This window comes from Hymenobacter chitinivorans DSM 11115 (genome assembly GCF_002797555.1).
GTDB classification, from domain to species: domain Bacteria; phylum Bacteroidota; class Bacteroidia; order Cytophagales; family Hymenobacteraceae; genus Hymenobacter; species Hymenobacter chitinivorans.
Genome location: NZ_PGFA01000002.1, coordinates 658,711 through 672,140, shown reverse-complemented (window position 1 = coordinate 672,140; position 13,430 = coordinate 658,711). Strand labels below are relative to the sequence as shown.

Here is a 13,430-nt window from a genome sequence, read left to right as displayed (position 1 = left end):
GAGTTCTTTCGTTTTACCTTCGGGCCGGCTGCTCCTAGCCGGCCCGCTTTGTTTTCTGACCTCTGTTCATGGCCTTTCTCAAAGAGCTTTTCCAAAAAAACGCCTCCACCCTGCTGTCCATGATGCTGCTGGTGGCCATGCCCGTTATCGGCAGCGCCTCGCTCACGTTCGTGCTGTATCAGTACCAGGAGCTGCTGCAGCATTTGTCCTTGGGCCAGGCGCTGCTGTACTTCGTCATCATCAGCTTCACCATGGCCTTTGCCCTCACGCCCACCACGTTTGTGGCTCTGGTCACGGGCTTTTACTTCGACTGGCTGGGGCTACCGGGCATGGTGGTGGCCTACGCTCTGGCCTCGCTGGTGGGCTACGAAGTGGCTTCCCGCCTCGACCACGGCAAGATGACCACCTTCCTGCACCACTTCCCCAAGGCCGACGCCGTGATGCGGGAGCTCAAAAACGAAAGCCTGCAGCTCATTATCCTCACCCGGATTTCGCCGGTGCTGCCCTTCGCCCTGATGACCTTCGTACTGGCCGTGATGCGCATCGACCGGCGGCGCTTCCTTATTGGCAGCGTGCTTGGAATGCTGCCGCGCAGCCTGTTTTTTTACTGGCTCGGCACCAAGGCCCAGGACGTGTTTCTGCTGGTCAAAAGCCCCGATACGGGCACGGCGGGCAAGCTGCTGCTGCTGGGCCTGGTGGTTATTTCGCTCTTTGGACTCTACTACATCTTCAACCGCGCCCTGCAGCGGGCCCTGAGCCGTAGCTCGGCGGAGGAGCAAAAATATTAAAACTGGCTTTCAACGATTTGTGCTTTCTTAGAGTCTTTTTTCGGAAGTTTTTTCACCGCCAATTTGCTTGACCCGGATTTTTGCTCTTATCTTTGCAGCACCAAAACGGTAAATGGTTGTATAGCTCAATTGGATAGAGCATCTGACTACGAATCAGAAGGTTTAAGGTTCGACTCCTTATACGACCACACTACAAGCCTTAAACACCCTGTGAACCAAGCGTTTGCAGGGTGTTTTCGTTTACGGGTAAAACATAGGTAAAACAATGGGTCTGTCGCCTATCAATCTGCGCTCAGACAGCGTCGTTAGCAACCACCCCCTATTAGGGTAAGATTAGGCTCTCGTCAAGGTACATCACATTTCTTATCCGACGAGTAGCAAATCCTCTAGACGCGTCGTGTAAGCAGGAGTACGCCACTGAGCTTGCCCCTCCCAAGGAGCCCGCTGTTCGCCCCTACCTAACATGGAGGTAGCTAAACGTACAGTCCCATTCCCAAAGCGACGGTTTAGAGCGTCAAGCTCCGCCATAAGACGAATCCGCTTCTCAGAAACTGGTCCGGCCTCAAAGAGCGTGAGCTGTGTTTGCCCAGCGGGCTCTAACCCATCCAGCACGACGCCGGCCTTGGTGTAGCGGCTGTCGGCTTGCCAGAGGCGTTTCAACGCGACGCGGGCATACCGCAGCAGCTCTAGGGTATCATTCGTCGCCACCGGCAACGTGAGCACGACTGAGCAGGAATACGGTGGTGGCTCCATGCCGTATCGGCTCTTACTCAGAAACACGGTCATATAATGGGCCGCATCCCCTTGTCGGCGGAGCTTCTCCGCGGCCCGGGAGGCAAAAGCACTGATGGCCCCCAGCAAGTCCGGAAAATCACTCAGGGGCTTGCCGAACGTGCGCGAGCAGCACAGCGTCCGACGACTTAGTGTACCGTCTTCGCTGGGAGCCAGCCCCTGACAGGGAAAGCCCTGCAGTTCGCGCACCAGCCGGGCACCCACCACCCCACCCAGATGCTTCCGAGCCAATGCCTCTGAGCAGCCCGCTAGGTCGGCAGCCGTGGTGATACCCATGCTGTAGAGCTTGGTGGCGTACTGCCGGCCAATGCCCCAGATATCTTCCACGGCCACCTGCTCCAGCGCCCAGCGCCGGCGCTCATCGGTGTCGAGGTAACAGACCCCACCCATGGCCGGGCTCTTCTTCGCTAGACGGTTGGCCAGTTTGGCCAGCGTCTTGGTGGGAGCCACTCCCACGCAGGTCGGGATACCAGTACGGGCCAGCACGTTGGCGCGTAAGGTGCGAGCAAAGGTGTCCAGGCTCTGCACGAAAAAGCGCTCCATTCCGTGCAGGTCCAGAAAGGCTTCATCAATAGAGTAAATCTCGACCTCCGGCGTCACTTGGCTCAGGTACCACATCACCCGCCGCGACATATCCCCGTAGAGGGCATAGTTACTCGATAGCACCGTGACCTGGTGCTGCTCCAGCACGGGCTTGACCTGAAAGTAGGGGTCACCCATCTGCAGCCCCAGCGCCTTGGCCTCGGTCGAGCGCGAGATGATGCAGCCGTCATTGTTGCTGAGCACCACCACTGGCTGCCCATCAAGACGGGGCTGAAAAACCCGTTCACATGACACGTAAAAGTTGTTGCAGTCGACTAAGCCGAACATACCCTAGTCGCGTGTCCGCAGCAGGGCCGCGAGTTTACCGGGCACAATCTCGTGCAGTACATGGGTAACCACGCCCCAGATCTTGATGGCTCCGGCGTCGACAATCTCCCAGGGCTTATAGTCGGGGTTCTCCGGCTTGAGCCACCAAGTACCGTGCTCGCAGACCAAGCGCTTGACTGTGCACTCGCCCTCTACCACAGCGACGACGATATGCCCGTGGTCGGCTTCCATCTGTTTGTCTACCCCTAGCAGATCACCTTCGTGAATCTCGGCATCGCGCATACTCTCTCCGCTGACTCGGACTAAGTAGGTGGCATCAGGGTGGCGCAGCAGCAGGCGGTTCAGATCGAAGAGCTCATCCACGTGGTCCGATGCGGGCGAAGGGAAGCCAGCAGGAATCCGGCAGTTAAAAAGCGGGAGCAAAAAGGGTGTCTGGGTGGGTGTAACCCGGATTAATTCAATGTTGCGCATATAGTCGACTCAGCTAGGTGTGTCCGCAATGTTACGTATTGCTAACTAAATTAGTAACACTTAAGCTAAAACAATGAGCAATGCAATTGGCTGTAACTCCGCCATTCAACGACGACAATGATATCGGCTTCAGCTGTTTAGCAGCAGGAAGGAACCTTGTCTTGTCTGAAGTGGTAGAAGCAACACGTTTCCTGCTGAATCCCTTCAGGTAGCCTGCTGCACTTACGTGTAGCCGGGCTGCTGGCCTATGTCCTTGGTGACATATGGCTCAGTGAGTGCGATACTGCTCTCACTCACAGGGGCGTGGAGTGTCGCATCAGCAGGTTTTACTGAAATGTTAGACCTAACCCCAGCAACGGATATTCGACCGGCTGATACACTTTTCGTTTCTGTATCGGCCATGTGTATGCTGGTAGCCTTGGCACACCGGGGACTGGGCCATCTTAACCTGACAGGCCTAGCTCTGCACGAGCGGTACCTAACCGGCGCAGTACTCGTGCTGGTGGGCATCGCTGGCTTTTTCGTCGACTGGTAGACGTGCGCTCCTGGCTCTTCTCCTTCTCTGATTTACTCCCGCTTTCCATGCCTGACCCTTCGTCCGATAACCTGAATGAGGAGCTGAACACCGCTAAGCAGGTGCAGCCCGAAAATGTGGGTGCACTCACCCGCACCCAGCTCACACCTGAAGCTGCCTCGGCCCCGGAGGGCCACGACGTCCCTGGCCACGACCACAACGAGGTTGGGCACGCGGGCCACAACCATCCCGCTGGTAAACGTGTGGTCGACAAAGGCGGAGTAGCCGAAGATGAGCAAGCTGGCCACGACCATGGCAGTGACGACGACCACGGCCCTGCCAGCAACAGCCCTTATCTGGTACCGGGCATTAGCTTGGTGCTCATGCTGGCCGGCATTACAATGGACTACTACCAAGTCGGCTTCTTCACCGGCTACGTGCGCCCTATCTGGTACGGGGCAGCTTACCTCTTAGTGGGGTGGAAGGTCATTCGCTCAGCCATCCAAAGCATTCCCAGCGGCAACATCTTCAACGAGTTCCTGCTTATGAGCATTGCCACCATCGGCGCCATTGCCCTGGGCGAATACGCTGAAGGGGTGGCCGTGATGCTGTTCTACACTGTGGGCGAGCTGTTCCAGGACGCGGCCGTAAACCGCGCCAAGCGCAGCATCAAGGCCCTGCTCGAAATCCAGGCCACCGAAGTGGGCGTGCTCCGCAATGGCCAGCGCCGGATGCTCGACCCCAAAGAGGTGGTCGTGGGTGACATCATCGAAGTCAAGCCCGGCGAGAAAGTAGCCCTTGACGGTACCCTGCAGTCTGAGCGCGGCACCTTCAACACGGCTGCCCTTACCGGCGAGTCCGTGCCCCAGACCAAGCAGAAGGGCGAAACGGTGCTGGCCGGCATGATTAACCAGGATACGCTGAGCCAGATTGCCGTCACCGCCGCTTTCCAGGACACCAAGCTGAGCAAGATTCTGGCGATGGTGCAGGACGCGGTGGGCCGTAAAGCCAAAACTCAGCAGTTCATCACCAAGTTCGCTCGCATCTACACGCCCATCGTGGTAGGGCTGGCTCTACTGCTCACCTTCCTGCCCTACGTCTTCGTAGATGATTACGTATTCCGCGACTGGCTCTACCGGGCGCTAGTGTTCCTGGTTATCTCGTGTCCCTGTGCCCTGGTTATCAGCATTCCGCTGGGTTACTTCGGCGGCATTGGCGCGGCCTCCAAAGTGGGCGTGCTCTTCAAAGGCTCCAACTTTCTTGATGTTATGCGCGAGATTGACACCGTGGTGATGGACAAGACGGGTACCCTGACCAAGGGCGTGTTCGCCGTGCAGCAGGTCGTTACAGCCCCGGGACAAACCAAAGCCCGGTTTACGGCTCTGGCAGCTGCTCTCGAAGCCAAGTCCACGCACCCTATTGCCCAGGCGCTGGTGCAGTACGTCAAGCCCACGGGCACTTCGCTCGCAGTTGAAAATGTGGAGGAGATTTCCGGTCACGGCCTGCGCGGCCATGTCGACGGTCAGGAAGTACTAGCCGGCAACACCAAGCTGCTTACCAAATTCAATGTCGCCTATCCCGCTGAAATTGACCAGCAGGTCGACAGCATCGTGGTAGTGGCCGTTGGTAACCAGTATGCTGGCTACCTCACCGTAGCCGACGAAATCAAGGAAGATGCCGCCCAGGCTGTGCGTGAGCTCCAGGCACAGGGTATCAAGACCATTGTCATGCTCTCCGGCGATAAGGACACCATCGTGCAGCGTGTGGCCAAAACACTAGGCATCACCGAAGCTCACGGCGGCCTGCTGCCTGAAGACAAAGCTGCCCACGTTGAGCGCCTGAAAGCCATCGGCCACCACCTGGCCTTTGTCGGCGACGGCGTCAACGACGCCCCTGTAGTCGCCCTGGCTGATGTCGGCATTGCCATGGGTGGCCTTGGTTCCGACGCGACCATCGAAACGGCCGACGTCGTGATTCAAACTGACCATCCCAGCAAAATTGCTACTGCCCGCCGCATCGCTGTGGCCACCCATACAGTCGTCTGGCAGAACATCTGGCTGGCCTTTGCCGTGAAAGCCGTGGTGCTGGCTCTCGGAGCCGGCGGCCTGGCCACGATGTGGGAAGCCGTATTCGCCGATGTGGGCGTGGCCCTACTCGCCATCCTTAACGCTGTGCGTATCCAGCGCATGAACTTCACCTCCAAGCCCTAGTTTCCCTATAATGACAACTGAAGCTGCCCCTACCAACCGCGAACGGGCCGAACGTGGTCAGACCTCTACCCTTATCGGCATTGGTGCCAACATCGCCCTGGTGCTCGGCAAAGGTACGGCGGGCGTGGTCGGTCATTCCTACGCCCTCATCGCCGAAGCCATCGAGTCTGGCACTGACATCTTCAGCTCGCTCATCGTCTGGTTCGGCCTGCGCACTGCCGCCCGTGAGCCTGACGAGAACCACCCCTACGGCCACGGCAAAGCCGAGCCGCTGGCCGCCATTGCGGTTGCTTTTGCCCTCGTGTGTGCCGCGGCCTACATCGCCACCGAAGGCATCCTCCATATCCTGACACCCCACCAGCTACCGGCTCCCTTCACTTTGGCTGTGCTGGCGGTGGTCATTGCCATCAAGGAGACCTTGTATCGGCGGGTTAACAAGGTCGGGGAGGAAGTAGACAGCAACGCCGTGAAGGCTGACGCCTGGCACCACCGCGCTGATGTCATCACCTCCTGCACCGCCTTCATGGGCATCAGCATTGCCCTGATCGGCGGCAAAGGGTGGGAAGCGGCCGACGACTGGGCGGCCCTGGTAGCTTGCTGCTTCATCGTCTACAACGCCTACCACATCTTTCGGCCGGCTTTCGGAGAAATAATGGATGAAGCCCCGGAGGGAACCTGGACCGAGGATGTGCGTGCCCTGGCCGAAGCCGTGCCAGGCGTGGTGGCAACCGAAAAGTGCTTCGTGCGCAAGATGGGCTTCGAGTACTTCGCCGACCTGCACGTGATGGTGAACGGCGACATCAGTGTACGCGAAGGCCACGACATTGCCGGCGCTGTCAAAGCCGCCATCATGCAGGCTAAGCCTGCTGTCTACAACGTGCTGGTACACATCGAGCCTAGCACATAAGGCACCACTTTCTCCCTTCTATGAAACGACACCCTGCTTATCTCGCGCTACTGCTCGGTGCCAGCGTTATCTTCATCTGCTGTAATTCCCGGCACGATACCGACGAGCACCGAGCAGGAAGTCCACGTAAGCAAGCCCAAGGCGGCTCCCGTAGCGACGCTACCTAGCCTCCGCGATACCTTAAGACTACTGGCGCACCAACTTGACACCGTGCGTCGTGACGGCTGTTGGGACGAGGACTTTGCTCGCCTTATGACCGTGCACCACATAGGTGCATTGCGCTTGGCTGCGGTGGAGCTTTCGCACGGCAACGACTCTACCCTGCGGGCTCTAGCCCATTATGTGCTCAAAGGCCACGAGCGTGACAACAGCATGCTACTGTTGGCCCTGGCTCGGCAACCGCCCAAGGGCAAGAAATACCGCCCCGGTAACGCCAAAGACCCATTTGTCCGGCGCATTGCCACTGCCCTAGCGCCCCTGCACCAGCCACCAGCCACCCCCGGCCCTCTCGACGCCGACTTTGCCACCCTCATGCAGGTGCACCACCAAACCGGCGTAGCCCTGGCCCAAGCGCAATGATTCTTGCGTCCGTATGCTAGCAGCGAACGAAATCTATTTAGAACCTTTCTAATAAATTCCTCAGTATTTGTAATCATTCCAAATAAAGGCAATAGCTTTGGGGCGTCAACACTGCACTAAACATTAATCTCGCCTCATGACCTTCAAGTACATTCCCACCGCGCTGCTAGCCCTAACAGTTGTCCTAAGCTCCTGCGACAAGAATGACACCGAGTCCGCGCCCACTCTGCGCGCCAAGATGGACACCAGCACTCTGACGGCCACTTCTAAATACACGGAGTCGTTTAAAGACGGTAATGGCCAGTCGACTGTCGACCTAACGACCTCGAACCAGCGCCTGGACATGTTCTCAGAGCTGAACTCTTACATGGCCCTGGTGGCAGTGGCGGCTCCTGCCACGCCAACCACGCTGGACGCGGCCAAGCTGCGCGGCTATTATACCAACACCGGCGGCTACTTCACGGGTGCCGGCCTGAACGCCTCGGGCCTGAACCTGCGCACCAGCACCGCGGCCTCGTTCCCGGCCACCAACGCCGAAACCGTGCGCACTTATGTTGACACCAAGCTGACCCAGCTGGCCACCGCCAGCCAGTCGGTAAACAACGTGGCCACGCCCGGCAATGCCGGCCGCCTGGGCCGCTACCTGGTGGATGGCAACGGCATCGAGGTGAATCAGGTGATTCAGAAGGCCCTGATTGGCGCCCTGCTGCTCGACCAGATTGACAACGTGCTGCTGACCGACAACGCCCTGAAGGCCAACAATAGCAGAGTGGTCGACGGCAAAGCCTACTCGGAGTTGGAGCACAACTGGGATTTGGCCTACGGTTTTCTGACCAACAACGCCATCATGACCACGGACATCAACCTGACGCCCCGGGAGCGGTTCCTGGCCAGCTACCTGAACGAGAAGAATCCCACGGCTTCGCCGAACGTGTACATGGCCTTCCTAAAGGGCCGCGCTGCCATCGTCAACAATGACGCGGCCGGCGTGAAAACCCAGGCTGACCTGATTCGCACTGAGCTGGAGAAAACTATTGCGCTGGCTGCGGTGTCTTACCTGAGCAACTGGAAATCGGCTTCGACCCTGGACGTGAAGGCGCATGCTCTGGGTGAAGGCCTCGGCTTTGTGTACTCGCTGCGCTTCTGCACCAAGTACGGCGCTGATGCTACTTTCTCGGACAACCTGCTTACCGGCCTCACGTCGGGCACCAATGGTACCTGGAGCCTGACCAACACCCAGGCTGATGTGGCTATCAACGCCATCAAAGCCAAGTTCAGCATTCAGTAAATTTGGCTCGCTTACGGCAAGCGGAACCCAGGCCAACGCACCAGGCAGCCCCGGCCGCCTGGTGCGTTGGCCTTCGCCACGAAAAAAAGCTCTCTGATGAAAAAGCCCGTTTTATTTGCCCTGTTGCTGCTGTTGGTGGCAGTCGGCGTCTTCAGCTGCAAGAAGGACCCCAGCGGTGACGCAGCCGGCCCCGACACGGCGCTGGACCGCAAAGCCCTGCTCACCCAGTGGGCCGACAGTCTGGTAAAGCCCGGCTACCAGCGCTTTAATGACAAGCTGGCCGTGCTCAAGGCCAAGACCACGGCCTTCACGGCGACGCCCACCCCGGCCACGCTCGTGGATGCGCGCCAGGCCTGGCAGGCGGCCTACGTGGAGTGGCAGAAGGTGGAGCTGTTTGAGTTTGGCCCGGCCGAATCGGTGAGCTTGCGCAACCACTTCAACATCTACCCGACCGACGCGGCCGGCATCAACCGCAACATCAGCACCGGCAGCTACGACTTTGAAGTGGCCACGGCCATTCCGCAGCAGGGTTTTCCGGCACTGGACTATTTGCTGAATGGCGTGGCCAGCGGCGACGCGGCCATTGTGCAGCAGTACGCGGCCTCGGCCAACCACCGCCGCTACCTGACCGACGTGGTGGCCAAGATGGACCAGACTTTCGGCACGGTGTATTCGCAGTGGAACGGCTCGTACCGCGACGCCTTCGTGAACAACGCCGGCACCGACGCCAGCTCGTCGCTTTCGCGGGTCATCAACGCGTATTCGCTGTACTTCGAGCGTTACCTGCGCGCCGGCAAAGTGGGCATTCCGGCCGGCACCATGACCGGCGTGGCCCGTCCCGAGAAGATTGAAGCCTACTACCTGAAAGGTACGCTGCCCCTGCAGCTGGCCACCACGGCCCACGCCACGGTGCAGCAGTTTTTTAATGGTCGCGCAGGCCGGCCTTCGCTCAAAAGCTACCTTGACGCCCTCGGTGCCAAGGACAGCCGCACGGGCCAGAGCCTGACCAGCATCATCAACACCCAGTTTGGCGTGTCGTTTCAGCAGCTCAACACCCTGGGCCCGGACCTGTTCACGACCATTACGGCCCGCAACGCCGACGCCGTGACGTCCTACAATGAGATGCAGAAAGCCGTGCGCCTGATTAAGGTAGACATGACCTCAGCCCTGGGCATTACGGTAACCTACGTCGACAACGACGGCGACTAAATGACCGACAGGCTTCGGCACTATCTGCAGGCGTACACTTCTGCCGCACCACTGGCCACGTTCCGCGTGGCCTTTGGCGTTTTGGTGCTGGCCAGCGTGGTGCGCTTCTGGGCCAAGGGCTGGATTGAGGAGCTGTATCTGCAGCCGAAGTTTTTCTTCTCGTACTACGGGTTTGAGTGGGTGAAGCCCCTGGGCACGTACACCTACGGGCTGTTTGTGGTTTGCGGGCTGTGCGCCTTGCTGCTGACCCTGGGCTGGTGGTACCGCACGGCGGCGGTGGGCTTGTTTGTGAGCTTCACCTACATCGAGCTTATGGACAAAAGCACCTACCTCAACCACTACTACTTTGTGAGCCTGGCGGCGTTTCTGCTGGTGCTGCTGCCCGCCGGCCGCTTCTTTTCCGTCGATGCCCACCTCGACCCCGCGCGCTGGCGTAGCCAGGTGCCGCGCTGGACGGTGGATGCGTTGCGCCTGCTGGTAGGCATCGTGTACTGCTACGCCGGGCTGGCCAAGCTCAACTCCGACTGGCTGGGGCAGGCTATGCCGCTGCGCATCTGGCTGCCAGCCAAAAACGATTTGTGGCTCGTCGGACCCCTGTTCAACCACGTCTGGGTGGCCTATGCCTTCAGCTGGTTCGGGGCTTTCTATGATTTGACGGTTCCCTTCTTCCTGCTGTACCGGCCCACGCGGGCCTGGGCCTACGCCGCCGTGGTGGTGTTTCACATACTAACGGCCGTGCTGTTTCCCATCGGCATGTTCCCCTACGTGATGATAGTGGCGGCGCTGGTGTTCTTCCCCGCCGATGCCCACGTGCGGACCCTGGCCCGGCTGCGGCGCTGGGTGCTGCGCACGCCGACGCTGCCCCGGCTGGCCCAGCCGCTGGTGTACGCGCCGCGCACCCGGCAGGTCCTGCTGCTGGTTTTGGGCGTGTTTTTCGTGGTCCAGCTGCTGTTGCCCTTCCGCTACCTGCTCTACCCGCGCGAGCTGTTCTGGACCGAGGAAGGCTACCGCTTTTCGTGGCGGGTGATGCTGATGGAAAAGATGGGCCAGGTGCAGTTCAAGGTGGTGGACGGGGTCACCGGCCGGGCCCGGCTCGTGAATAACTACGAACACTTGAGCGTGCTCCAGGAGAAGATGATGAGCACCCAGCCCGACATGCTGGTACAGTTTGCCCACTACCTACGCGACTACTACGCCCGCCGCGGCGTGCAAAACCCCAAAGTATACGCCGATGCCTACGTGAGCCTGAACGGCCGCCTGGGTAAAAGCTTCATTGACCCTACCGTGGATTTGGCCCGCGTGACCGACGACCTGCGGCCCAAGCCCTGGATTTTACCTTTCGACGATGAGATTACCGGTTTATAGCGCGGCCCTGGTGGTGAGCGTACTCTCTTCATTTTCGGCCCTGGCGCAGCAGGCCGCGCTGCAGGGCCGGGTGCGCGAGGCCAACACCGGCCGGCCCGTGGCGGGCTGCGAGGTGTACGTGCGCGGCTCCCGCCAAATTGCCCGCACCGACTCGGCCGGCCTATTTACCCTAGCCAAGCTGCCGGCCGGGCGCCAGCAACTGCAGTTTTCCTCTATCGGCTACGAGCCCTTCAAAACCGAAGTGGACGTGCCGCCCAACGGCGGCATTCTGGATTTCACCCTCACACGGCGGGAGCGGCAGCTCAAGGAAGTAGTGGTGGCGGCTCCCCAAACCCGCTTCGGGCCGCAGCGGCTGCGCGAGGTGGAGGGCACGGCTATTTTCGCGGCCAAAAAGTCGGACGTCATCGTGCCCGACAACCTGGTGGCCAACCTGGCCACCAACAACGCCCGGCAGGTATACGCCCGAGTGGCGGGGCTCAACATCTGGGAAAGCGACCAGGGCGGCCTGCAGCTCAGCATTGGCGGCCGGGGCCTGGACCCCAACCGCACCAGCAACTTCAACGTGCGGCAGAACAACTACGACATCTCGGCCGACGCCTTGGGCTACCCCGAAAGCTACTACACGCCGCCCATCGAGGCCATCAAGCGGATTCAGCTGGTGCGCGGGGCGGCCTCGCTGCAGTACGGCACCCAGTTCGGCGGACTGCTCAACTTCGAGCTGCGCGCGCCGGAGCCTGATAAAACCGTGTCGGTGGTATCGCGGCAGACGGCAGGCTCCTACGGCTTTTTCAATTCCTTCAACAGTGTGAGCGGCACGGTAAAGAAGCTCAGCTACTACACTTTTGCCCAGTACAAGCGCGGCGACGGCTGGCGGCCCAATTCCCACTTCGACAGCAAAACGGCCTACGCCGACGTGCGCTATCAGTTTACGGAGAATTTCAAGGTCGGTACTCAGGTCACTCACATGGACTACCTGGCCCAGCAGCCCGGCGGCCTGAGCGACGCACAGTTTGTCCAGAATGCCCGGCAGAGCAACCGCGAGCGGAACTGGTTTGCCGTGGACTGGAACCTGTTCAATGCCTCGGCCGACTGGAAGCTCACCCCCCAATCCAATATTAACGTGCTGGCTTTTGGACTGCGGGCTACGCGCAAGTCCCTGGGCTTTCGGCCCAATCAGGTGGAGCTGCCCGACAAAGACTTCTATCTGCGCGACCTTATCACCGGCGAATTTCAGAATTATGGCGTGGAAGCTCGCTACCTGAACCGCTACCAGCTAGGCAGCAAAACCGGCGTGCTGCTGCTGGGCACGCGCTACTACCACGGCTACAACCACAGCGTGCAGGGTTTCGGTCCAACGGGTCGGGGAGCCGATTTTCGCTACGTGGGGCCGGAAGGCGAGACGTTTGCCAGCAGCTTCTCCGACTTCGAGTTTCCTAACCAGAACGTGGCGGTGTTTGCCGAAAACATCTTCTACCTCAGCGACAAGGTGTCGGTGACCCCCGGGGTGCGCTACGAGTACATTCGCACAAAATCGCAGGGCACCTACGGCAACGTGATTCGCGATAACGCCAATAACATCGACGCCATCATCCAAAAGGACGAGCAGCGGCTCAGCCCGCGCGGCTTCGTGCTGGGCGGCATCGGCGTGAGCTATAAGCCGGTGGAAACGCGGGAGCTCTATGGCAACATTTCGCAGAACTACCGCTCCATCACGTTTTCGGACATGCGCATTGCCAACCCTTCGGCCGTTATCGACCCCAACCTGCAGGACGAGCGCGGCTACTCCGCCGACCTGGGCCTGCGCGGTGAGCAGGGCCAGTGGCTGACTTACGACGTGAGCTTGTTTGCCCTGCAGTACGGCAACCGCATCGGCGAAGTACAGACCTACGATGCTGCCGACCGGGTGCTACGCCGCCGCAGCAACGTGGGCCGCGCCCTGATTCTGGGCGTTGAATCATACGCTGAAGTAGACCTGCTGCGCGCTGCCCACCCCGCCGTCGAGCCGGGCCGCTGGTCGCTAGCCGCCTTCGGCAACTTGGCTCTGATTCGGGGACGCTACACGCAAAGCGAAATTGCGGGCGTGAAAGGCAACCCGGTCGAGTTTGTGCCGGATGTCAACCTCAAAACTGGCGCCCGGGTGGGCTTCGGACCATTCAAAGGTTCGCTGCAGGCCACTTACCTGTCGAAGCAGTATACCGACGCCACCAAGGCCGAGCTGGGCGGCGTGTCGGCCGTGGTGGGTCGCATTCCAGCCTACACCGTGCTCGACGCCTCCGTGTCATGGGAGCGGCGCTGGCTCAAGCTCGAAGGCAGCGTGAACAACCTGGCCGACGCCATCTACTTCACCCGCCGCGCCACTGGCTACCCCGGCCCCGGCATCCTGCCTTCCGATGGGCGCAGCTTTTTCCTGACTGTAGCCGCTAAGTGGTAGAGCCTG

General features: G+C 60.0%; 10 protein-coding genes and 1 tRNA gene. 9 read left to right on the top strand and 2 right to left on the bottom strand.

Annotated elements, in window-relative coordinates; genetic code table 11:
- The first annotated feature begins 68 nt into the window (after positions 1–68).
- Positions 69–788, top strand: coding sequence for a TVP38/TMEM64 family protein (locus tag CLV45_RS16495; RefSeq protein WP_100337556.1), 720 nt, complete (start codon positions 69–71; stop codon positions 786–788).
- Between the two features lie 114 nt (positions 789–902).
- Positions 903–976, top strand: a tRNA-Arg gene (locus CLV45_RS16490).
- 175 nt (positions 977–1,151) lie between these two features.
- On the opposite strand, the gene CLV45_RS16485 is transcribed toward CLV45_RS16490, so the two are convergent.
- Together CLV45_RS16485 and CLV45_RS16480 are read right to left on the bottom strand one after the other, a co-directional pair.
- A complete protein-coding gene (locus tag CLV45_RS16485; protein WP_100337555.1) occupies positions 1,152–2,450 on the bottom strand; it encodes a Y-family DNA polymerase in 1,299 nt (432 codons plus the stop codon).
- A 3-nt stretch (positions 2,451–2,453) separates the two neighbouring features.
- Complete coding sequence (locus tag CLV45_RS16480) at positions 2,454–2,921, bottom strand: LexA family protein (protein WP_100337554.1); 468 nt, start codon at positions 2,919–2,921, stop codon at positions 2,454–2,456.
- 582 nt (positions 2,922–3,503) lie between these two features.
- Between CLV45_RS16480 and CLV45_RS16475 the strand changes: the two genes are divergently transcribed.
- From CLV45_RS16475 to CLV45_RS16445, 7 genes are all read left to right on the top strand, one after another.
- Complete coding sequence (locus CLV45_RS16475) at positions 3,504–5,645, top strand: heavy metal translocating P-type ATPase (protein WP_100337553.1); 2,142 nt, start codon at positions 3,504–3,506, stop codon at positions 5,643–5,645.
- A gap of 10 nt (positions 5,646–5,655) precedes the next feature.
- Complete coding sequence (locus tag CLV45_RS16470; RefSeq protein ID WP_100337552.1) at positions 5,656–6,552, top strand: cation diffusion facilitator family transporter; 897 nt, start codon at positions 5,656–5,658, stop codon at positions 6,550–6,552.
- A 57-nt stretch (positions 6,553–6,609) separates the two neighbouring features.
- Positions 6,610–7,131: a DUF305 domain-containing protein gene (locus CLV45_RS16465; protein ID WP_317045116.1), complete on the top strand. Its 522-nt coding sequence runs from the start codon at positions 6,610–6,612 to the stop codon at positions 7,129–7,131.
- Between the two features lie 136 nt (positions 7,132–7,267).
- Complete coding sequence (locus CLV45_RS16460; RefSeq protein ID WP_100337550.1) at positions 7,268–8,419, top strand: DUF4856 domain-containing protein; 1,152 nt, start codon at positions 7,268–7,270, stop codon at positions 8,417–8,419.
- A gap of 96 nt (positions 8,420–8,515) precedes the next feature.
- Positions 8,516–9,628: an imelysin family protein gene (locus CLV45_RS16455; RefSeq protein WP_100337549.1), complete on the top strand. Its 1,113-nt coding sequence runs from the start codon at positions 8,516–8,518 to the stop codon at positions 9,626–9,628.
- Positions 9,629–10,993: an HTTM domain-containing protein gene (locus tag CLV45_RS16450; protein WP_100337548.1), complete on the top strand. Its 1,365-nt coding sequence runs from the start codon at positions 9,629–9,631 to the stop codon at positions 10,991–10,993.
- On the top strand, positions 10,974–13,424 hold the full coding sequence (locus tag CLV45_RS16445) for a TonB-dependent receptor (protein ID WP_100337547.1): 2,451 nt from the start codon (positions 10,974–10,976) through the stop codon (positions 13,422–13,424). The genes CLV45_RS16450 and CLV45_RS16445 overlap by 20 nt, the downstream gene beginning before the upstream one ends.
- Positions 13,425–13,430 lie beyond the last annotated feature (6 nt).